Source organism: Microbacterium sp. TS-1 (genome assembly GCF_000509385.1).
Lineage (GTDB): Bacteria > Actinomycetota > Actinomycetes > Actinomycetales > Microbacteriaceae > Microbacterium > Microbacterium arborescens.
The window spans coordinates 1,464,481-1,484,858 of sequence record NZ_BASQ01000001.1; the positions used below are offsets into that span (position 1 = coordinate 1,464,481).

17 protein-coding genes are annotated in these 20,378 nt (G+C 71.1%); 8 read left to right on the forward strand and 9 right to left on the reverse strand.

Going from position 1 to position 20,378, the window contains the following annotated elements; genetic code table 11:
- The first annotated feature begins 46 nt into the window (after nucleotides 1-46).
- From MTS1_RS06865 to MTS1_RS06900, 8 genes are all read left to right on the forward strand, one after another.
- On the forward strand, nucleotides 47-472 hold the full coding sequence (locus tag MTS1_RS06865) for an L-rhamnose mutarotase (RefSeq protein WP_023952587.1): 426 nt from the start codon (nucleotides 47-49) through the stop codon (nucleotides 470-472).
- Nucleotides 469-1,635 (forward strand): L-rhamnose isomerase, encoded by a 1,167-nt coding sequence (gene rhaI / locus MTS1_RS06870; RefSeq protein ID WP_023952589.1) that lies wholly within the window; start codon nucleotides 469-471, stop codon nucleotides 1,633-1,635. Before MTS1_RS06865 ends, rhaI begins: the two co-directional genes overlap by 4 nt.
- Nucleotides 1,632-2,948, forward strand: coding sequence for an MFS transporter (locus MTS1_RS06875; RefSeq protein WP_023952591.1), 1,317 nt, complete (start codon nucleotides 1,632-1,634; stop codon nucleotides 2,946-2,948). The genes rhaI and MTS1_RS06875 overlap by 4 nt, the downstream gene beginning before the upstream one ends.
- Nucleotides 2,945-3,805: an alpha/beta hydrolase fold domain-containing protein gene (locus MTS1_RS06880; RefSeq protein WP_023952593.1), complete on the forward strand. Its 861-nt coding sequence runs from the start codon at nucleotides 2,945-2,947 to the stop codon at nucleotides 3,803-3,805. The genes MTS1_RS06875 and MTS1_RS06880 overlap by 4 nt, the downstream gene beginning before the upstream one ends.
- Nucleotides 3,806-3,834: 29 nt before the next feature.
- Nucleotides 3,835-5,871: a bifunctional rhamnulose-1-phosphate aldolase/short-chain dehydrogenase gene (locus MTS1_RS06885; RefSeq protein WP_023952595.1), complete on the forward strand. Its 2,037-nt coding sequence runs from the start codon at nucleotides 3,835-3,837 to the stop codon at nucleotides 5,869-5,871.
- Between the two features lie 97 nt (nucleotides 5,872-5,968).
- Nucleotides 5,969-7,396, forward strand: a complete 1,428-nt coding sequence (locus MTS1_RS06890) for a rhamnulokinase family protein (RefSeq protein WP_036304684.1) — start codon at nucleotides 5,969-5,971, stop codon at nucleotides 7,394-7,396.
- Between the two features lie 169 nt (nucleotides 7,397-7,565).
- Nucleotides 7,566-7,787, forward strand: a complete 222-nt coding sequence (locus MTS1_RS06895; protein WP_036304685.1) for a hypothetical protein — start codon at nucleotides 7,566-7,568, stop codon at nucleotides 7,785-7,787.
- Between the two features lie 104 nt (nucleotides 7,788-7,891).
- Nucleotides 7,892-9,502, forward strand: a complete 1,611-nt coding sequence (locus MTS1_RS06900; RefSeq protein ID WP_023952601.1) for a DHA2 family efflux MFS transporter permease subunit — start codon at nucleotides 7,892-7,894, stop codon at nucleotides 9,500-9,502.
- Here the strand turns inward: MTS1_RS06900 and MTS1_RS06905 are convergent.
- From MTS1_RS06905 to MTS1_RS06945, 9 genes are all read right to left on the reverse strand, one after another.
- Entirely contained in the window at nucleotides 9,486-10,331 is an 846-nt protein-coding gene (locus MTS1_RS06905) for a transglutaminase family protein (RefSeq protein ID WP_023952603.1), read from the reverse strand. The two genes, MTS1_RS06900 and MTS1_RS06905, sit on opposite strands and share 17 nt — an antisense overlap.
- Nucleotides 10,328-11,260 (reverse strand): alpha-E domain-containing protein, encoded by a 933-nt coding sequence (locus MTS1_RS06910; protein ID WP_023952605.1) that lies wholly within the window; start codon nucleotides 11,258-11,260, stop codon nucleotides 10,328-10,330. Before MTS1_RS06910 ends, MTS1_RS06905 begins: the two co-directional genes overlap by 4 nt.
- Entirely contained in the window at nucleotides 11,254-12,918 is a 1,665-nt protein-coding gene (locus tag MTS1_RS06915) for a circularly permuted type 2 ATP-grasp protein (RefSeq protein WP_023952606.1), read from the reverse strand. Before MTS1_RS06915 ends, MTS1_RS06910 begins: the two co-directional genes overlap by 7 nt.
- 186 nt (nucleotides 12,919-13,104) lie before the next feature.
- Nucleotides 13,105-14,598: a cellulase family glycosylhydrolase gene (locus tag MTS1_RS06920; RefSeq protein ID WP_023952608.1), complete on the reverse strand. Its 1,494-nt coding sequence runs from the start codon at nucleotides 14,596-14,598 to the stop codon at nucleotides 13,105-13,107.
- Between the two features lie 58 nt (nucleotides 14,599-14,656).
- Nucleotides 14,657-16,279, reverse strand: coding sequence for an FAD-dependent oxidoreductase (locus MTS1_RS06925; protein WP_023952610.1), 1,623 nt, complete (start codon nucleotides 16,277-16,279; stop codon nucleotides 14,657-14,659).
- The gene (locus MTS1_RS06930) at nucleotides 16,276-17,322 is read right to left on the reverse strand and encodes a LacI family DNA-binding transcriptional regulator (protein WP_023952612.1); all 1,047 of its coding nucleotides are present in this window, start codon (nucleotides 17,320-17,322) and stop codon (nucleotides 16,276-16,278) included. The genes MTS1_RS06925 and MTS1_RS06930 overlap by 4 nt, the downstream gene beginning before the upstream one ends.
- On the reverse strand, nucleotides 17,319-18,416 hold the full coding sequence (locus tag MTS1_RS06935; protein WP_023952614.1) for an ABC transporter ATP-binding protein: 1,098 nt from the start codon (nucleotides 18,414-18,416) through the stop codon (nucleotides 17,319-17,321). Before MTS1_RS06935 ends, MTS1_RS06930 begins: the two co-directional genes overlap by 4 nt.
- Nucleotides 18,413-19,456, reverse strand: coding sequence for an ABC transporter ATP-binding protein (locus MTS1_RS06940; protein WP_023952616.1), 1,044 nt, complete (start codon nucleotides 19,454-19,456; stop codon nucleotides 18,413-18,415). The genes MTS1_RS06935 and MTS1_RS06940 overlap by 4 nt, the downstream gene beginning before the upstream one ends.
- A gap of 1 nt (nucleotide 19,457) precedes the next feature.
- The gene (locus MTS1_RS06945; RefSeq protein WP_023952618.1) at nucleotides 19,458-20,378 is read right to left on the reverse strand and encodes an ABC transporter permease; all 921 of its coding nucleotides are present in this window, start codon (nucleotides 20,376-20,378) and stop codon (nucleotides 19,458-19,460) included.

Here is a 20,378-nt window from a genome sequence, read left to right on the forward strand (position 1 = left end):
CGCTACGCTCGTGAAACGATTCACAACCGCTCACCAAGGAGCCTCGATGACGAGTGCATCTGCCCACCGGGTCTGCTTCTCGTTGCAGATCCGTCCGGACCTGCTCGATGAGTACATCGCCCGGCACACCCCTGTCTGGCCCGAGATGCTGGCGGAGATCGCGGCATCCGGCCGTCGCAACTACTCGCTGTTCCTCGGCGAGGGCGGACGACTCATCGGCTACTACGAGGTCGACGACGATGCAGCGGCTCAGGCCTACCTCGCCGCGTCGCCCGTCGCCGCCCGCTGGGAGGCCGAGATGGCGCGCTTCTTCGTCGGGCTCGAAGGCCGCCCCGACCAGGCCGCCACACCCCTGACCGAGGTCTTCAACCTGCACGACCAACTCGCGGCGGCGACCACCGCCGCGGCCGTCACCGACACGGCCGCCACGACATCCACCGAAAACCCCGACGAAAGCGACGACGCATCGTGAGCACCCTCTCCCCCGACCATTTCGCCCTGCTCGAGCGCCAGGGCATCGAGCTGCCCAGCTGGGCGTTCGGCAATTCCGGCACCCGGTTCCGGGTCTTCCCCACCGCCGGCACGCCCCGCGATCCGTTCGAGAAGATCGCGGATGCCGCCGAGGTCAACCGCGTGACGGGCCTCGCCCCCGCCGTCGCCCTGCACATCCCGTGGGACAAGGTCGACGACTTCGGCGCCCTGCGCCGCCACGCCGAGGATCTGGGCGTCGCGCTCGGCACGATCAACTCCAACACGTTCCAGGACGAGGACTACAAGTTCGGCGCCCTCACCCACGAGGACGACGCGATCCGCCGCAAGGCCATCGACCACCACCTCGAGTGCATCGACGTGATGGATGCCACGGGCTCGCGCGACCTGAAGATCTGGCTCGCCGAGGGGTCGAACTACCCCGGGCAGAACGACATGCGCGCACGCCAGGACCGCCTGGCCGACTCGCTGCAGCGGATCTACGACCGCCTCACGGGCGAGCAGCGCCTCGTGCTGGAGTACAAGTTCTTCGAGCCGTCGTTCTACCACACCGACGTCCCCGACTGGGGGACCAGCTACGTGCAGGTGGCGGCGCTCGGTGAGCGCGCGATGGTGTGCCTCGACACCGGGCACCACGCCCCCGGCACGAACATCGAGTTCATCGTCATGCAGCTGCTGCGCCTCGGCAAGCTCGGCTCGTTCGACTTCAACTCGCGCTTCTACGCCGACGACGACCTCATCGTGGGCGCGGCCGACCCGTTCCAGCTGTTCCGCATCCTCGTCGAGGTGCTGCGCGGCGGCGGCTTCGACAACCCCGACGTGGTCTTCATGCTCGACCAGTGCCACAACATCGAGGCGAAGATCCCCGGGCAGATCCGCTCGGTGCTCAACGTCCAGGAGATGACGGCCCGCGCATTGCTCATCGACGCCGACGCCCTCGCCGCCGCCCGCACCGCGAACGACGTGCTCGGGGCGCAGGCGGTGTTCATGGATGCCTTCTACACCGACGTCCGGCCGGCCCTGGCCGAGTGGCGCGAGTCGCGGGGGCTTCCCGCCGACCCGATGGCCGCGTACGCGGCATCCGGCTATCAGGAGAAGATCGAAGCCGACCGCGTCGGCGGCACCCAGGCGGGGTGGGGCGCATGAGCACGACCCGCACCCGGCGCCCCCTGAGCGCGTGGAAGGCGACGATCGCCGTCGCCATGTCGAACTACATCGAGGCCGGCGCGATCATCGCGCTCGCCACGAGCCTGACGCTGTGGCAGGAGGCCTTCGGCTTCGACGACGGCGTCGTCGGCATCGTCGCCGCCCTGTCGGCCAACGCCTTCGGCGCGGCGATCGGCGCCGCGATCGGCGGCCCGCTGTGCGACCGGCTGGGCCGGAAGTTCATCTACACCTACGACCTGATCGTGTTCATGCTCGGCGCTCTCGCCGTGACGTTCGCGCCGAACCTCGCGGTTCTGCTCGTCGGCGTCATCCTCATGGGCATCGCCGTCGGCGCGGGCGTTCCCGCGTCGTGGACCTACATCGCCGAGGAGGCGCCCAACGAGCACCGTGCCGCGCACGTGGGCACGGCGCAGCTCGCCTGGTCGATCGGCCCCGCGGTCGGGTTCCTCCTCGCCGTCATCGTCGGCCCGCTCGGCCTGCTCGGCTCGCGCCTGATCTTCTTCCACCTCTTCGTCATCGCCGCGGTGACGTGGTGGGTGCGCCGCGGACTCCCCGAGTCGCGCCGGTGGAAGAGCCAGCGCGAGGCCGCGCTCGTCGCGGGCGAGCGCCCGTCGTTCTTCTCCGGCATCGTCGGCCTGCTCAAAGAGCCGAAGAACTGGGGCGCTCTCGCCTTCCTCATCGGCGTCTACGGCCTCTGGAACACCGTCGCCGGCCAGGCCGGCATCTTCCAGCCGCGGGTCTACGACGCCGCGGGCCTGCACGACCCGATGCAGCAGAACCTGCTGCAGGTGCTCGTCTGGAGCCTCACCGCCGCGGCGACCTTCTTCGGCTTCATGCGCTTCGGCGACCGGGTGCGCCGCAAGTGGCTCTACCTCGCTGGTGCGGCGCTCGGCGTCGTGGCGTGGGCCGTGCTGATCTACGCTCCCCCGGGCCTGTTCTCGCTGCTGTTCTTCGCCGTCACATGGGGTGTCTCCGCCGGCATCGGGGCACAGGCGTTCTACGGCCTGTGGACGGCCGAGCTGTTCGCCACCCGTTACCGCGCGAGCGCCCAGGGCGTGCTCTTCATGCTCGCCCGCGTCATGGTCGGCCTCCTGAGCCTCGTCTTCCCCGTCCTGCTGTCGGGACTCGGACTCGGCGGACTGGGCGTGATCATCCTCGGCCTGCTCGTCGCGGCGCTGCTCATCGGCACGATCTGGGCACCGAACACCGAGGGCAAGTCGCTCGAGGACATCGAGCTCGAGCGCTACGGCCGGCACGTCCCGACGCCGGCGGAAGAGCGGGTGGCCCGGTGAGCGCCGCCGCCCCGGCCGCGTCCTCCCCCACCTCCCAGGCGGACGGGCTCATCCGGCTCTACCGCGCGACCGAGCCCGACGGCACCGGACTGGTCTGGATGCACGGCGGCGGGTTCGCGTTCGGCGACCTCGACATGCCGGAAGCGGATGCCGTGGCCCGCGGGCTCGCCGCGGCGGGGACGACGGTCTTCTCCGTCGACTACCGCCTCGCCCCGGTCCCGCCGACCTGGGACGGCGGCGATGAGCAGACGGACGACCGCAGCGGCAACCGCTACCCGGCGGCATCCGACGACGTCCTGCGCGCCTGGGAGTGGGCGACCTCACACGCCGAGGAGCTCGGCGTGACGCGTCTCGCGATCGGCGGGGCAAGCGCCGGCGCGAACCTCGCGACGGGCGCGACCCTGCGCCTGCTCGGCGCGGACGGCATCCTGCCCCGCCTCGTCGTGCTGGCCTACCCCACGCTGCTCGCCGTGCAGCCGGCCCCCGGCCCGGCGCTGCGTGCCGCCCTCGCCGCTCACCCCGAGCACGACCGGTTCGGAGCCGACGTCGTCCGTGACATGTACGAGAACTACCTCGGCGGTTCGGTGATCGGCGCGCCGATCGCCGCTGTCCCGGGCCTCGCGTCGGCGACCGAGCTGCGGGGGTTCCCCCCGACGCTCATGATCAACAGCGAGATCGACGAGCTGAGCGTCTCGGGCGACGTGTTCGCCGCGACCCTGCGAGAGGCCGGTGGCGACGTGGAAGTCGTCGTCGAGCCGGGCACCGACCACGGCCACCTCAACCGGCCCGAGCGCCCGGGCTTCGCCGCCTCGATGGCACGCATCGCGCAGCGATTCGCCGGCCTCGCCGCATCCTGACCTCCCCTCCCTACCCCCGAAGGAAAGCCATGACCTCCGCCGCAGCCGCCGACCTCATCGCGCGCAGCAACCGCCTGGGCTCCGACCCGAAGAACACCAACTACGCCGGCGGCAACACCTCCGCCAAGGGCACCGACATCGACCCCGTCACCGGTGAGCCCGTCGAGCTGCTCTGGGTCAAAGGCTCCGGCGGCGACCTCGGCACCCTGACCGAGTCGGGGCTCGCGGTGCTGCGCCTCGACCGGATGCGGGCACTGGTGAACGTCTACCCCGGGGTCGAGCGCGAGGACGAGATGGTCGCCGCATTCGACTACTGCCTTCACGGCAAGGGCGGGGCGGCCCCCTCGATCGACACGGCGATGCACGGACTGGTGGATGCCGCGCACGTCGACCACCTGCATCCCGACGCCGGCATCGCCATCGCGACCGCCGCCGACGGCGAGGAGCTGACGGCGAAGATCTTCGGCGAGAAGGTGGTCTGGGTGCCGTGGCGGCGGCCCGGCTTCCAGCTCGGCCTCGACATCGCCGAGATCAAGAAGCAGAACCCGCAGGCGATCGGGTGCATCCTCGGCGGGCACGGCATCACGGCGTGGGGCGACACCTCGGATGAGGCCGAGGCGAACAGCCTCTGGATCATCGAGACCGCGCAGGCCTACATCGACGAGCACGGCGCGGCAGAGCCCTTCGGCGGCGTGCGCGCCGGGTTCCAGGCGCTGCCCGAGACCGAGCGCCGCGCCCGCGCCGCCGCCCTCGCCCCCACGATCCGCGGCATCGCCTCGACCGACAAGCCGATGGTCGGCCACTACACCGACGCCGACGTCGTGCTCGACTTCCTGACATCCGAGAAGGCGCCCGCTCTCGCCGCTCTGGGCACGAGCTGCCCCGACCACTTCCTGCGCACGAAGGTCAAGCCCCTCATCCTCGACGTTCCCGCGACGGCAACGGCCGAGGAGCAGATCGCCCGTCTGCACGAGCTGCACGCCGAGTACCGCGCCGACTACCAGGCGTACTACGACGCCCACGCCGACGCGGACTCGCCGGCGATCCGCGGCGCCGACCCGCTCATCGTGCTGGTTCCGGGTGTGGGGATGTTCTCGTACGGCGCGAACAAGCAGACCGCGCGCGTCGCCGGTGAGTTCTACGTCAACGCGATCAACGTCATGCGCGGCGCCGAGGCCCTCTCGACGTACGCGCCGATCTCGGACGCCGAGAAGTTCCGCATCGAGTACTGGGCCCTCGAAGAGGCCAAGCTCCAGCGGATGCCCAAGCCCAAGACCCACCAGGGGCGCATCGCGTTCGTCACGGGTGCGGCATCCGGCATCGGCAAGGCCATCGCCACCCGGCTCGCGGCCGAGGGCGCGTGCGTCGTCGTCGCCGACCTCGACCTCGAGAAGGCGAAGGCTGCCGCCGCCGAGCTCGGCGGCACCGACGTCGCGATCGGCGTCGCAGCCAACGTCGCGGACGCGGACGGCGTGCAGGCCGCGATCGACGCGACGCTGCTGGCGTTCGGGGGCATCGACCTCGTCGTCAACAACGCCGGGCTGTCGCTGTCGAAGCCGCTGCTGGAGACCACCGAGAAGGACTGGGACCTGCAGCACGACGTCATGGCGAAGGGCTCGTTCCTCGTCTCCAAGGCCGCAGCGAAGGCACTCATCGAGCAGAGGATGGGCGGCGACGTCATCTACATCTCGTCGAAGAACTCCGTCTTCGCAGGTCCGAACAACATCGCGTACTCGGCGACGAAGGCCGACCAGGCCCACCAGGTGCGGCTGCTGGCGGTCGAGCTCGGCGAGCACGGCGTGCGCGTGAACGGCATCAACCCCGACGGTGTCGTGCGCGGCTCGGGCATCTTCGCCTCCGGCTGGGGCGCCAACCGCGCCGCCACCTACGGCGTCAACGAGGAGGACCTCGGCCAGTTCTACGCCAACCGCACGATCCTCAAGCGCGAGGTGGTGCCCGAGAACGTCGCCGACGCGGTCTACGTCCTCACCGGCCCCGAGCTCTCGCGCACGACCGGCCTGCACATCCCCGTGGACTCCGGCGTCGCCGCCGCGTTCCTCCGATGAACGCGGGCACTCGAGTGCACGGCTTCGCGCCGAGTGCACGGCATCCGCACACTCCGAGGTCGTGCACTCGGCGGCAGGCCGTGCACTCGAAGGAAGGATGCGGCGCGTGAGCGTGTCGGGGAATGTGGCGGCGGTGGATCTCGGGGCCACCAGTGGGCGGGTCATCGTGGGGCATGTGGGGGCAGACACGCTCGAGACCGAGACGGTCGCGCGATTCGCCAACGACCCGGTGCACGCGGGCGACGGCCTGCACTGGAACCTCGTGGGCATGTACGGCGCGGTGCTGGGAGGGCTGCGCGACGCGTTCCGCACGACCCCCGGCCTCGCCTCGATCGGCGTCGACTCGTGGGCTGTCGACTACGGGCTGCTGCGCGGCGGGCGGATGCTGGGCGAACCGTTCCACTACCGCGACGAGCGCACCGCGCGCGGGGTCGAGAGCGTGCACGCCCGCTTTCCGCACGCCGAGCTCTTCGAGCGCAACGGCCTGCAGTTCCTGCCGTTCAACACGCTGTACCAGCTCGCCGCCGAAGACCCGGAGGTGCTCGCGTTCGCCGACACCGCCCTCCTCGTACCCGACCTCGTCGGGTACTGGCTGACCGGCGAGGCCCGCGCCGAGCAGACCAACGCGTCGACGACCGGACTCCTGCGGGTGCTGCAGGCCTCATGGGACGGCGCCCTCGTCTCGGCGCTCGGCATCCCCCGCGGCATCCTCCCCCCGCTCATCGCACCGGGTGATCGGCTCGGCCCGCTGCGGGCGCACGTCGCGGCGTCGATCGGAGCACCCGAGGGCACGCCCGTCACCGCCGTCGGCTCGCACGACACCGCCTCGGCCGTCGTCGCCGTGCCGATGCAGCCGGATGCCGCGGCCTACATCTCCTGCGGCACGTGGGGCCTCGTCGGCGTCGAGGTCGACCACCTCGTGCTCAGCCGCGCCGCGCTCGAGGCGAACTTCACGAACGAGGGCGGCGTCGACGGCCGCATCCGCCTGCTGCACAACGTCATGGGCCTGTGGGTGCTGAGCGAGGCCGTCCGTCAGTGGGAACGGCACGAGGGGCACCGGATCGACCTGCCGACGCTGCTCGACGCCGCACGCGAAGCGGATGGCGTCGTCTTCGACGTCAACGACCCGCGTTTCCTCGCCCCCGGCGAGATGACCTCCCGCATCGACGCGTGGTGCGCCGAGCACGATGTCGCACCGCCGCGCACGCGCGCCGAGTACACCCGGTCGGTCGTCGAGTCGCTTGCGCAGGCGTTCGCCGATGCCGTGGCCGACGCCGCTCGCCTCGGCCGCGTCGACGTCCGGACGATCCACATCGTCGGAGGCGGAGCGCTCAACGAGCTGCTGTGCCAACGCACGGCCGATCGCGCCGGAATGCCGGTTCTCGCCGGCCCGGTCGAGGCGACGGCGCTCGGCAACGTGCTGGTGCAGGCCCGCGCCGCGGGGTTCGTGTCGGGCTCGCTCGAGGCGCTCCGCGATCTCGTCGCCCGCACGCACGCCCCGCGCCGCTACGAGCCCCGCGCCTAGCCCCAGCGCCTGGCGGCGATACATTCGTCGGACCGGCGGTGCGGGAGTGGCCTCAAGCGGAGGCCGTCACCACTCCTGTCACGCCGATCCGACGGGTGTATCGGCACCACGGCCGGATCGCGTGTCAAGGGGTGCCGCGCGCGGCGACGGCGAGCGTAACGTCGCGCCCATGAGCAGCCACGACAACCCGGCCGGCGGCGCCGGAGACAGCGCGATCCCGTCCGAAGAGCCCACAGGCGACCGTCACCTCGACGATCCCAGCGCCGAGCAGTCGATCACCGACGACGCACCCCGCGGTGGCGATGAGACCACCGAGGACGAGCTCACGGCCGACAACGCCGCCGAGGAGGACATGCTCAAGACGCTCGACCCGGGCGACCCGCCCGCCTGATCCACGGGCTCGATCGAGACGGCCGGTTCCCCGCGGGACCGGCCGTTTTCGCGTTGCGCGAACCACGCCTTGTGCCCGCAATTTTGCTAGCTATTCTAGCAATCATGGAAACTTCGGCACGCCGCCGGTGGGCGGGACTCGTCTTCATCAGCATCGCCGTCGCACTCATCATCGTGGACTCGACGATCGTCAACGTCGCCGTCCCCTCGATCGTCGACGACCTCGGCATCACCTCGACCCAGGTGCAGTGGGTGCAGGAGGCGTACACCCTCGTATTCGCCTCACTGCTGCTCGTCTTCGGCAGCATCGCCGATCGGGTCGGCCGCCGCAGGATGCTGCTGACCGGCGTCGTCGTCTTCGCGCTCGCCTCCGTGGGCGCGGTGCTCGCGTCGACCGGCGACCTGCTCATCCTCGCCCGTTTCGTGCAGGGCGTCGGCGGCGCGATGATCCTGCCGACCACGCTGTCGCTGCTGAACGCGACCTTCCGCGGCCGCGAGCGCGGCATCGCCTTCGCCGTCTGGGGTTCGACCATCGGCGGCATGGCCGCGGTCGGACCGCTGCTCGGCGGCTGGCTGACGACGACGTTCTCGTGGCACTGGGCCTTCGGCATCAACATCCCGCTCGGCATCCTCATCGTCGTGGGCGTCCTGCTCACGGTCGACGAGTCGCGCGGCGGCGCGACGCGGATCGACGTCGTCGGAGCCGTCCTGTCGGTCATCGCCATGGGAACCCTCGTCTTCGGCCTCATCGAGGGACGTACCTACGGCTGGTGGACCGTCGACCAGCGTCCCGAGCTCTTCGGCGCGTCGTGGCCCGGCGACCTCTCGCCCGTCCCGATCGCGTTCGCGGTCTCGGCCCTCGCGATCGCGGCCTTCATCGCCTGGGGCCTGCACCGTCGCCGTGCCGGCCAGCCCACTCTGCTGGCGTTCGGGCTCTTCGGCATCCCGTCGTTCCGCAACGGAAACCTCGCCGCTCTCGTCGTCGCGCTCGGCGAGTTCGGCATCATCCTCGCCCTCCCCCTGTGGCTGCAGTTCGCGCTCGGTTTCGAGGCGGTCCAGACGGGCCTCGTGCTGCTCGCCCTCGCCGCGGGCTCGTTCGTCGCGAGCGGGCTGGCCGGCGCCCTGTCGGGCAAGGTCGCGCCGGTGTGGGTGGTGCGCGCGGGCCTCGCGGCCGAGATCGTCGGCGTCGCCGGCGTCGCCCTCGTCATCGGGCCGGATGCCACCTGGGGTCCGCTCATCCCCGCGCTGTTCGTCTACGGCATCGGCGTGGGCCTCGCCACGGCGCAGCTGACCGGTGTCGTGCTCGCCGACGTCCCCGTCGCCGAGGGAGGACAGGCGTCCGGCACGCAGTCGACCGCCCGTCAGCTCGGCGCCGCGCTCGGCATCGCGATCCTCGGAACCATCCTGTTCTCGACGACCTCCGGCGCCCTCGCGACGCGACTCGACGATCGGGGCATCCCGCCCGAGCAGCGCGATGAGGTCGTCAGCGCCGTCGTCGAGAGCGCGGGCGGCGCGATCGCGGGCCTCGAGGCCTCACCGCAGACCGCCGACATCGCGACCGACGCGAGAGCCGCCCTCTCCGACGGCACGCGCGCCGCGAGCTTCGCCGCGGCCGGATTCCTCGTGCTGGGCCTCGCCGCGACGGCATCCCTCGGCCGGGGCACCCGCCGCGAGGCGGATGAAGCGGATGCCGCCGAGGTCACGCCTCGCGGGTGATCGTCACCGTGACGTGCAGGGCGCTCTTGTAGGGCCCCGCGAACACGCCGCGCAGCGGCGGGACGTCGTTGTAGTCGCGCCCGCGCCCGACCAGCACGTGCCGGTCGCTGATCTCGACGTTGTTCGTCGGATCGAAACCCTGCCAGTCGCCGGCGAACCACTCGATCCAGGCGTGCGACTCACCCGTCACCGGCTCACCGACCTGCGCGTCGGGATCGGGATGCAGGTATCCCGAGACGTAGCGGGCGGGGATGCCGACGCTGCGCAGCGCCCCGAGGGTGATGTGCGCGATGTCCTGGCACACGCCCTTGCGCTCGGGCCACGACTCCGCCGCCGTCGAGTGCACTCCCGTGACGCCGGTCATGTACTCCACGGCGTCCCCGATCGCGATCGCGATCGCGTGCGCCGCCGGCCCCGGCTCGTCGTGAGACGCCGCGATCTCGCGGGCGAGCTGCACGACCTCCGGATGCGGCGCGGTACGGGCGGTCTGCCCCAGCTGCTCGACCGTGTGGATCGAGCGCTCGGTCTCGGCGGCCAGCTCCTCCCACGAGATCTGGCGGTGCTCGATGGGGCGCGGCCGCACCTCGACGAGCGAGCGGGCCGTGATCGCGAGCGAACGGTGGGCGGCCAGCACGTCGAACGCCGCGACCCGGGTGCCGAAGTAGTCGACGTAGTGGTTGACCGCCGTCGTCGGGTCGATGTCGAGCTGCGAGCTCAGCACGAACTGGCTGTCGGTCGAGCTCGGCAGCATCCGCGCCTCGTTGTACGACGCGGCGACGTCGCCGGGGTAGGTGAACCCGGTCGTGTGCTCGATGCGCAGACGCTTCACGAGGTCTCTCCGATCCAGTTCGGTTCCGCCGCGGTGGGGAAGAAACGGCTCCGGATCGCCTCGGAGGCCTCCCGGGTCACCTTCTGCACGTTGTCCATGTGCTCGGGCAGCTCCGACAGGATCTCGCCCAGCGGCCGGTACTCGAGGTCGTTGCGGATGCGGCCGAGCGCGCGGAGCACCGCATTGGAGTGGCCCACGCGGTCGGCGACCGGGTCGATCGCACTCATGCATTCCTCGGCGCGCTGGATCGAGTGGATGATCGAGCGCGGGAAGAGCCGATCGAGCAGCAGGAACTCCGCGGCGTTGCGCGCGCTCGGCATGCCGCGGTAGGTGCGCAGATACGCCTCGTACGCGCCGCAGGAGCGGAGGATCGTCGTCCACGACGGGCCGGACTCCTCGGTCAGCGACCGGGTCGCGAGCAGCCGCGCCGTCATGTCGGTGCGCTCGATCGAGCGTCCCAGCGTGAAGAACTGCCAGGCCTCGTCGCGGCTCGTCGACGAGTCGGTGACGCCGACGGCGAGCGCCGCGCGCTCGCGCACCCAGTGGAAGAACTCGTGCACCTTCTCGGCGTTGAGCCGCCGCGGCATCCGGGAGTAGGTCGTGTTGAGGGTCTCCCACAGCTCGGTCGAGACGATCTCTCGCGCGCGGCGGGCGTTCTCGCGAGCCGACTGCAGCGAGTAGGCGATGCTGGACGGGTTGGTGCGGTCGACCGCGAGCCGGGTCAGCACGTCCTGACGGGTCACTGTATCGAGGCCCTCGGGCGGGAACGACCCCATGACCGACAGGAGCGACCGGCAGGCGGTGTCCTCGTCGATCCACGGGTCCTCGAGCAGCAGCTGCAGGTGCACATCGAGGATGCGGGCGGTGCCGTCGCTCCGCTCGATGTAGCGTCCGATCCAGAAGAGGCTCTCGGCGATGCGGCTCAGCACGTCGCACCCCCGGTCTGCTGCTGCTGCTCCTGCTGCTCGCTCAGGCCGCCGGGATGGTCCTGCGGCGAATGGGCCGGCTCGTCCTGCTCGTCGTAGATGATCGGGATCGCCTGCGTCGACGCCTGGTCGGCCACGAGCCCGGCGAGGTTGCCCTGGCTGTACTCGGCCGTCCGGGGCGCATCGCCTCCGACGACCCACGTGTCCTTCGATCCGCCGCCCTGGCTGGAGTTGACGACGAGCTGGCCCTCCGGCAGCGCGACGCGGGTGAGGCCGCCCGGCAGCACCCACACCTCCTCGCCGTTGTTGACCGCGAACGGGCGGAGGTCGGCGTGGCGGGGACGCATGCCGTCCTCGACGAGCGTCGGGATCGTCGAGAGCATGACGACGGGCTGCGCGATCCAGCCGCGCGGGTCGGCGAGCAGCTTCTTGCGGAGCTTCTCGAGTTCGGCGGGTGAGGCGTCGGGCCCCACCACGAGCCCCTTGCCGCCCGAGCCGTCGACCGGCTTCACGACGAGCTCGTCGAGGCGGTCGAGCACCTCTTCGAGCGCCCCCGGGTCTTCGAGCCGCCAGGTGTCGACGTTCTTGAGGATGGGCTCCTCCGCGAGGTAGTAGCGGATGAGGTCGGGAACGTAGGTGTAGAGCAGCTTGTCGTCGGCGACGCCGTTGCCCACGGCGTTGGCGATCGTGACGTTGCCCAGGCGCGCGGCGAGCATGAGGCCCGGGGCGCCGAGCATGGAGTCGGCGCGGAACTGCAGCGGATCGAGGAAGTCGTCGTCGACCCGACGGTAGATGACGTCGACGCGCTGCGGGCCGCGCGTCGTGCGCATGAACACCTTGCCGCCCGAGCAGACGAGGTCGCGGCCCTCGACGAGCTCGACGCCCATGAGGCGCGCGAGCAGCGTGTGCTCGAAGTAGGCGGAGTTGTAGACGCCCGGGGTCAGCACGACGACGTTGGGGTCGTCGACTCCGGGCGGGGCCGAGGCGCGCAGCGCCTGCAGCAGCTTGTTCGGGTAGTCGCCGACGGGGCGCACCCGCATCGAGACGAACAGCTCCGGCAGGGTCTGGGCCATCACCCGGCGGTTCGAGATGACGTAGCTGACCCCCGAGGGCACGCGGACGTTGTCTTCGAGAACCCGCATCTCGCCGTGCTCGTCGCGGATGAGGTCGATGCCGGAGACCTGGATGCGCACGCCGTTGGCGGAGCGGATGCCGGCCGCCTGACGGTAGTAGTACTGCGACGAGGCGATGAGCTTCGCCGGCAGCACACCGTCGCGGACGCAGAACTGATGGCCGTACGCGTCGTCGAGGAAGGCCTCGAGGGCGCGCACGCGCTGCTTCACGCCCGACTCGACGTGCGACCACTCGTCGTAGTCGATGACGCGGGGAACGGCATCCAGCGGGAAGGGCCGCTCCTCTCCCGCGAAGTCGAACGTGACGCCCTGCGCGAGGTACGAGCTCGCGAGCGACTCGGTGCGTCCCCGGAGCTCCTCCTGGGTCATCTGCGCGAGCGCCTGGTAGAGCTCGCGGTATGCCGCACGCGAGCTGCCCGGAGCGGGCAGAGTGCCCGAGACCTCGAACATCTCGTCGTACGGCGGCACCCCCGTCACGGTCTTGCGCGGCGTCAGCGTCGAGCCGTATCCGTCGAAGAGGTCACCCATGGATGCGAGCCTAATCCGGGCTGTGTTGCGTCAGTATTTCCCGGTTCGTTTCGCTCGCCGGGTTGACATCCGGCGCGCAGGTTCGGCGATACATCCGTCGGACCGGTGGGGCTGGTGTCGTCCCGCCGTCGGCGGGCGTTGACACCAGCCCCATCGGTCCTGCAGCTGTATCGCGACGAGGCGAGATCAGCCGCGCACGGCGAGCTCGTAGACGCGCGCGATCTTGGCCTCGGTGGTCGAAGCCGAGGGGTTCGTGACCACCAGGCGCACCGCTTCGACGCCGTCGACCCCGATCGCGACCTCGCGCGCCGCCTGCGTGTTGCCGGTGATGGCGGCGACCTGCTGCCATCCCGCTGCGGTGCGGACCTCGACCGTGAAGTCGACCAGCACGACGCCGGTTCCGGCCCCGCCGCCGAACCCGCTGTAGACGCCGAGCGAGCTCACCCGCTGCGGCGCGGCCAGCTCGATCGTCGCCGTCGGCGTCGCATCGCCCACCGCCGAGAGCCACCGGCCGGCGTCGGTGCAGTCGCCGTCGACGAGGCGCGAGCCGGGGAACGCCGCGGAGTACGTCGATGACACCGTGACCGCGGCCCCGAGGCCGTCGTGCGAGGCGCACGGCGAGACGTTGGGCAGGCCGCCCAGCCAGTCCTTGACGAACTGCCCCTGGTGCTCGCCGCCGAGGATGTTCCAGTCGTAGTCGAACATCTGCGGCTTCCAGAAGTTGTCGAGGATCCATGCCTGCCACCCGATCCACGGGCGCGCGTCGAGGTAGGTGCGGAACGGCACGCCCCAGTTCGTCGTGGTCCCCGCCGTGATGCTGTCGGAGAACTCCCCGGGCGGATTCCACCCGAACTCGGTGATGACGACGGGAATCTGCTGTGCGGCGTTGCCGAACTTGCTGTCGAGCAGCGCCGTCGTCGGTGCCCCCTGGTTGGGGTAGATGTGGAACACGTAGGCGATGTTGCCGCCGGCGATCGGGTCGGTCACCGCGCCGTTGACGAACGTGCTCCACTGGGGCGAGCCCATCAGCAGCAGGGTGTCGGGCGCGGTCTCCCGGATGCCGTCGACGACGGGCTGGATGTAGGCCTTCCACGTCGACCAGCTCGCGGGGTTGATGGGCTCGTTGAAGACCTCGAAGACGACGTTGGTCACATCGCCGTACTGCGGGGCTACGTAGTCCCAGAAGCGCTCGACCGTCGAGCGCGGCACTGCGCCCGCCCCGTCGCCGTAGTCGCGGACGAGGTGCAGGTCGATGATCAGGTAGATGCCGAGGTCGACGGCCTGCTGCACGTACGGCGCGATGTACTCGGCGTCGTAGGCGGCGAGGTCGGTGGTCGCCGAGATCTCGGTGACCGGCAGGCGCACCACCTTCGATCCCCAGGCCGCCGCGAGATCGATCATCTCGGAGGTCGGACGCGAATCGCAGTAGTCGCAGAGGTCGTTCTGCTCGGGGGCGAGCACCGACACCCCGCGCAGGGCGACATCGGCGCCGGTGGCGTCGACGACGCGGTTGCCCTGGGTCGACAGCGCCGGGAGCGACCCGTCGGCGACGGCCGCGGTGGGTGCGGCCCACGCGAGGCCGGCGATGAGCGCGACCGCCGAGACGGCGGCGCCGAAACGTCGCCGCAAGCGTCCGCGCCGGCGCGCGGCGGGATGGGGCGGGTGGGAGAGAGGGGGCATGGATCCGTCCTTCCTGACACGTGCGCCGGCCTCGTCGCCGGCGCACGATCCCGGCGCGTCAGCGCGACGGGACGATGTGGCGGGTTCGTTCCCGCGGCTTCCAGTGGTGCGTGCGCACCTCTTCCGGCCAGCGCAGCGTGATGCCGAGCCGGCCCGTCAGCACCCGGCGCAGGTCGTCGAGCAGTCGCGGCTGTGCCCGCACGGCGCGCGGCGGCACGCGTTCGGCGAGCGCGACGGCGGCGAGTGCGGCGACGGCCTCGCCGATGCTCCATTCGACCGGATGCAGCCGGTAGCAGCCGTTGGTGATGTGGGTCGAGCCGATGTTCTTCGCGGCCGGCAGCAGATTGTCCACGCGCACCGGCAGCAGCGCGCCCAGCGGGATCTGGAACGGGTACGACTCGATGTCGACGTACGTGCGACCCGCCGTCGAGGGATGCAGGTCGATGCGGTAGTGCCCGAGCCCGACGCTGTCGTCGAACACGGCGCTCCCCACCCCCGCACCGCGGGCCTGCACCCCGACGTGCTGCTCGAGCACGCGGAACTCGGTCACCGCGCGTCGCGCCTCGCGGATGTAGACGCGGTCGGCGTATCCGTCGGCGGTGCCGGTGACGTCGCCGCGCAGGCGGAGACCCGGATATCCGGTGCCGCCGTCGTGACGGGGCGCCTCGGTCTGCATCCAGTACAGGAACGACTCCGACAGCTCGCGGCTCGCCGCGCGGGCCCGATCGGCCGCTGCGACGTCGACCCCGAGGAGCGGTGCCTCCCAGTAGTCGATCTGCGGCCAGTTCACGAGCGTGACGTCGGAGATCCCGCCGGTGAAGTTCGCGGCGGCGAGCACACGACGGTACCGCCACAGATCGAAGGGCACCTCGGGGGTGTCGATCTCCTGGAAGAGCGGCCGTGTGCGTTCGTGCAGGCCGATCGGTTCGATGTCGGTCCACGACAACTGCGGCCCCGGCCAGAACGCATCGACGTGCGTCCGCCAGTGCTCGTAGCGCGCGGGTCGGTCGCCGACGTGGTCCTCGCCCTCGCGGTGCTCGATCGCGAAGCACCACGACACCGCCTGCTGGTCCATCGGATCGGCGACGGCCGGGGCGTGCAGCTCGCCGGTGTCGTCGGCCCCCTCGGCTCCGATGACGTGTTCGACCCGCGCCAGCTCGAGCAGGTCGCCGAGCTCGGTGGCATCCACGACGATCGGGGCCGTCAGCACGATCTCCTCCCCCGTGCTGCCGCGGACGACGACAGCCTCGATCCGGTCGCCCACGACCTCGACGGCGACCGGCTCGTGGTCTCGCAGGATCCGCAGTCTCCCGGTCGCGAGCCACGGCGCGAGCATCTCGTCGATGACCGCGTCGGCCACACGAGGCTCGTGGCAGAGCCGGCTGACGATGCCGCGTCCCGGGTTGAAGACCTGCTCGGCCGCCGCCTCCGCGGTCACGGGGTAGTTGCGGCGATAGTAGTCGCGCACACGCCTCCGGAACTCGGCGTAGCTCGGCGACGTCGTCGGCTGCTCGATCCAGGCGTGCTCGTCGGGCGGCACGGCCTGGGAGGTCAGCTGCCCCCCGAGTCTGCCCGATTCCTCGGTCATCACGACCCGCAGGCCGAGGCGGGTCGCGGTGATGGCCGCGGCCACCCCGCCGACGCCGCCTCCGATGATCAGCAGGTCGATCGGCTCGGTCATCCTCGTTCCTCCTTGACGCGGGCGACCGTGGCGCCGGCGACCACCTCGCACGCGACGAACGTGCTCTCGCGGGCGGCATCCGGATCGTCCACCATCTCGATGAGGCGGTCGACGGCGATGCGCCCGATCTCCTGGCGCGGGATGCGGAGGTCGTCCCATCGCACGTCCCCGGCGCTGGTGTCCTCGAGGACGGCGACCGAGACGTCGCCGGGGATGTCGACGCCGCGCTCCGTCAGCCGGGTGCGCAGCTCGGCGGCGACGCGCTCGCTCTCGGCGACGGCGGCGGTGCACAGGCCACCCGCGAGAGCGTCGACGACCTCGTCGGGCACACCCGCCCGGCCCTCGCGGTACCCGGGCGATGCGTCGGCGATGCCGAGACGAGTGACCGCCTCGGCGTACCCGGCGCGGCGGTCCTCGTAGGGTTCGACGTCGATGGAATCGCGCAGATAGACGAGGTCGCGATGCCCGAGCTCGTGCAGGCGTCCGACGATCTCGGATGCCGCTGCGCGGTAATCGGGGATGATGCACGGGATGTCGGCGCCCGGCACATCGCGCCGGCCGATGTGGATGAAGGGGTATCCCTCGCGCCAGAGCTTGGCGAGCTCGTCGCGGTCGGGCGACACGCCCAGCAGCACGCTGCCGTCGGCGATGCGCAACCGGTTCGTCTCGTCGCGGTAGATCCGGCGTCCGCCGGCACCGTCGCCCGTCGAGCTGAACAGCACGAGGTCGTGACCCGTCTCCTCGGCGCGCTGCTCGATGCCGAGGAGGAACTCGACGTAGAAGCCCTCGCGGGCGTTCGGGAAGAGCGGCTCGAACGTGTGCACCCCCAGCAGCTGGGTGCGCGAGCCGCGGAGGTTGCGGGCGACCGGGTTGGGCACGTAGCCGAGCTCGGCGATCGCCTCGTGGATGCGCCGCCGGGTCTCGTCGGGGATCCGCGCGGCGTCGCCGCTGATCACGCGTGACACCGCCGACTGCGACACCCCGGCGAGGCGGGCCACGTCGGACTGGCGGATGGAGCGCGGGCGCGCGGCGGGCGTGGTCACGGGACCTCCTCGGTCAGGGTGCGGGAGACGAGCTGCGTCATCGATGAACCGGCGAGCTCGTGCCCGCGACCGACGTCGTGCAGCCAGCAGTCTGCGCCATGGTCGGGCCCCACGGCGATCCGCGGCGGACGCGTCGTCCGGCACTGCTCCATCGCGAACGGGCACCGCGGGTGGAAGCGGCATCCGCTCGGCGGGTCGATCAGGCTCGGCGGCTCGCCCAGGTCGTCGGCCGATCCGAAGACGGCGTCACGATCGCGGTCGGGGTCGCCCTGCGGGTCGGGCGACGACTCGATGAGCAGCTTCGTATACGGATGCTGCGGATCGGCGATCACCGCCTCCTTCGGCCCCATCTCGACGATGCGGCCCGCGTACATCACCACGATGTCATCGCAGAGGTAGCGGGCGCTCGCGATGTCGTGGGTGATGTACAGCAGGGCGAGACCGTCCTCGCGACGAAGCCGGTCGAGCAGATTCAGCATCTCCAGCCGGATCGAGACGTCGAGCATCGAGATCGGTTCGTCGCCGAGGAGGACACGAGGCTCGACGGCGAGCGCCCGCGCGATCACCACGCGCTGGCGCTGACCGCCCGACAGCTCGTGCGGGAACTTCTCGAGGTAGTCGTCGGCCGGGGTCAGCGCGACGCGTTCCAGCAGCTCGCGCGCGCGGCCGAGTCGCTGTGCGCGCGAGAGCCCGCGGTGATGCAGGCGGATCGCCCTGTCGATGTTGTGCCGTACGCGGTGCAGCGGGTTGAGCGACCCGAAGGGGTCTTGGAAGATCAGCTGCACCGCCTTCCGGTACGCGAGCTCTTCCTGACCGGTCGGCCGCTCGACGGGTCGCCCCTCGAGGCGGACGGTGCCCGAGGTGGGTTCGTAGAAGCGCGCGAGCAGCCGCGCGAGCGTCGTCTTGCCGCTCCCGCTCTCGCCGACGACGGCCGTGACCCGGCCGGGGACGAGCCGGAGCGTGATGTCCTCGACCGCGTGCACGGTCGCCTTGGCGCCGAGCCCCGAGGTGACGGTGAAGTGCTTGGTGACGCCGACGGCCTCGAGCACGGGCGCGGGCTCGATCGGGGGCTCGATCGTCGTGGTCTCATTCATGAGCCGACCTCCTCGGGTTCGCGCAGGTGGCAGGCGACGGACCGTTCGCCGTGCGGGGTGAGCTGCGGCAGTTCCGACCGGCATCGGTCGAACGCGTGGGGGCACCGGGGCGCGAACGGGCAGCCCGCGGGGAGCAGACGCAGATCGGGCGGCGTTCCCGGGATGCCCTCGAGCCGTTGGATCGGCGCGTGCAAGGGCGGGAACGAATCACGCAGCCCCTGCGTGTACGGATGCAGCGGCGAGCGGTAGATCTCGCGCGACGCCGCGAGCTCGACGATGCGGCCGGCGTACATGACGGCGATGCGGTCGGCGAGCTCGAGCAGCAGCGACAGGTCGTGCGTGACGAACACGACGGCGAACCCGAGCTCGCGCCGCAACCGCAGTACCTGGGCGAGGATCTGCCGCTGCATCACGACATCGACCGCCGTCGTCGGCTCATCCATGACGACGAGCTCGGGTCGGCACGCGAGGGCCAGCGCGATGGTCGCACGCTGCCGCATCCCGCCCGACAGCTCGTGCGGGAAGCTCCGCGCACGGTCGGCCGAGATGCCGACGAGCCCGAGCAGCCGCCGCGCCTCCTCCCACGCCGCGGCCCGGCTCATCGAGCGGTCGTGGGTGCGCAGCACGTCGACGAACTGCTCGCCGACTCGGGTGACCGGGTTGAGCGCGTCCATCGCGCTCTGCAGCACGATCGACAGTCGCGTCCAGCGGAGTCCCCGCAGCCGCCGCGGGCTGAGCTGGACGAGATCGATCCCCGCTCCGCCCTCGCGAGGGTGGTAGACCACGCTTCCCGCCGTCGTGACAGCCGGCGGCCGCTGCAACCGCGTGAGCGCCGTGATGAGCGTCGACTTGCCCGATCCCGACTCCCCCACGACACCGAGGATCTCGCCGCGCTGCAGGTCGAAGGTGACATCGGCGCACGCGCGCACCGCGCCCGTCGCTCCGGCGTACTCGACCGTGAGCCCCCGCACTTCGAGTAGCACGTCCGAGCCCGCGGCATCCGAGGGCGCGTCCGGTCGCCTCTCCTGGATCATCGTCATGTCATGCCCTCTCTGCACCGGTCGTCTCGAGCACGGCGGCCTCCCGGCGCACCGAGGCGGTGCGCTTCGCGACGCGCCGGCTCGCCGCCCGCAGCTTGGGGTTGGCGAGCTCGTCCACGCCGAAGTTGATGAGCGCGGCGGCCGTGCCGACCAGAGCGATGCACAGGCCCGGCGGCACGAACCACCACCAGAGCCCGCGCAGCACCGCGCTCTGCTGCTGCGCGGCCTGGATCATGGTGCCCCAGCTGATCGCCGACGAGTCCGAGACCCCGAGGAAGGCGAGCCCGGCCTCGGCCATGACGGCGCCGATGAGGCCGCCGAGGAACATCGACGCGATCCAGCCGTAGAGGTGCGGCAGCACCTCTACGAAGATGAGGCGGCGGTGGGGCTCGCCCAGCATCCGCATGGCCTGGACGAAGTCGCGGTTGCGCACGCTCATGGCCTGTGCACGGAGCGTCCGCGCCCCGCCGGCCCAGCCGAACACGCCGATGATGATCGCGATCATGACCAGGCCCGTGCCCTGCAGGTAGCCGGCCACGACGAAGATCAGCGGCAGCACCGGCATGACGAGGAAGATGTTGGTGAGGAAGTTCAGCAGGTTGCCCGTCGTGCCGCCGAAGTAGCCCGCCGGCACACCGACGACGATCGCGATCGCGGTGCCGATGGCCGCCCCGAGGAAGCCCACGAACATCGAGCCCCGAGCGCCTTCGATGACCTGCGCGAGCACGTCCTGACCGAACTGGGTCGTACCCAGCGGATGCGCCGCGCTCGGCGGGGCGGCGATCGCCGAGATGTCGTTGGCGCGGGCGTCGAGGCCGAGCGCCGACAGCAGCACGGGGCCCAGCAGCGCGAGCAGCACGAAGAACGCCAGCACGACGACTCCGAAAAGCACCTTGCCGTTGCGGAGCAGGGAGGCACGCAT

Coding starts and splice junctions, on each gene's coding strand:
- MTS1_RS06940 (WP_023952616.1), bottom strand. CDS start 19,456: ATGACGATGATCCAGGAGAGGCGACCGGACGCGCCCTCGGATGCCGCG.
- MTS1_RS06865 (WP_023952587.1), top strand. CDS start 47: ATGACGAGTGCATCTGCCCACCGGGTCTGCTTCTCGTTGCAGATCCGT.
- MTS1_RS06900 (WP_023952601.1), top strand. CDS start 7,892: ATGGAAACTTCGGCACGCCGCCGGTGGGCGGGACTCGTCTTCATCAGC.
- MTS1_RS06885 (WP_023952595.1), top strand. CDS start 3,835: ATGACCTCCGCCGCAGCCGCCGACCTCATCGCGCGCAGCAACCGCCTG.
- MTS1_RS06915 (WP_023952606.1), bottom strand. CDS start 12,918: ATGGGTGACCTCTTCGACGGATACGGCTCGACGCTGACGCCGCGCAAG.
- MTS1_RS06895 (WP_036304685.1), top strand. CDS start 7,566: ATGAGCAGCCACGACAACCCGGCCGGCGGCGCCGGAGACAGCGCGATC.
- MTS1_RS06920 (WP_023952608.1), bottom strand. CDS start 14,598: ATGCCCCCTCTCTCCCACCCGCCCCATCCCGCCGCGCGCCGGCGCGGA.
- MTS1_RS06935 (WP_023952614.1), bottom strand. CDS start 18,416: ATGAATGAGACCACGACGATCGAGCCCCCGATCGAGCCCGCGCCCGTG.
- MTS1_RS06875 (WP_023952591.1), top strand. CDS start 1,632: ATGAGCACGACCCGCACCCGGCGCCCCCTGAGCGCGTGGAAGGCGACG.
- MTS1_RS06890 (WP_036304684.1), top strand. CDS start 5,969: ATGCGGCGCGTGAGCGTGTCGGGGAATGTGGCGGCGGTGGATCTCGGG.
- MTS1_RS06945 (WP_023952618.1), bottom strand. CDS start 20,378: ATGCGTGCCTCCCTGCTCCGCAACGGCAAGGTGCTTTTCGGAGTCGTC.
- MTS1_RS06925 (WP_023952610.1), bottom strand. CDS start 16,279: ATGACCGAGCCGATCGACCTGCTGATCATCGGAGGCGGCGTCGGCGGG.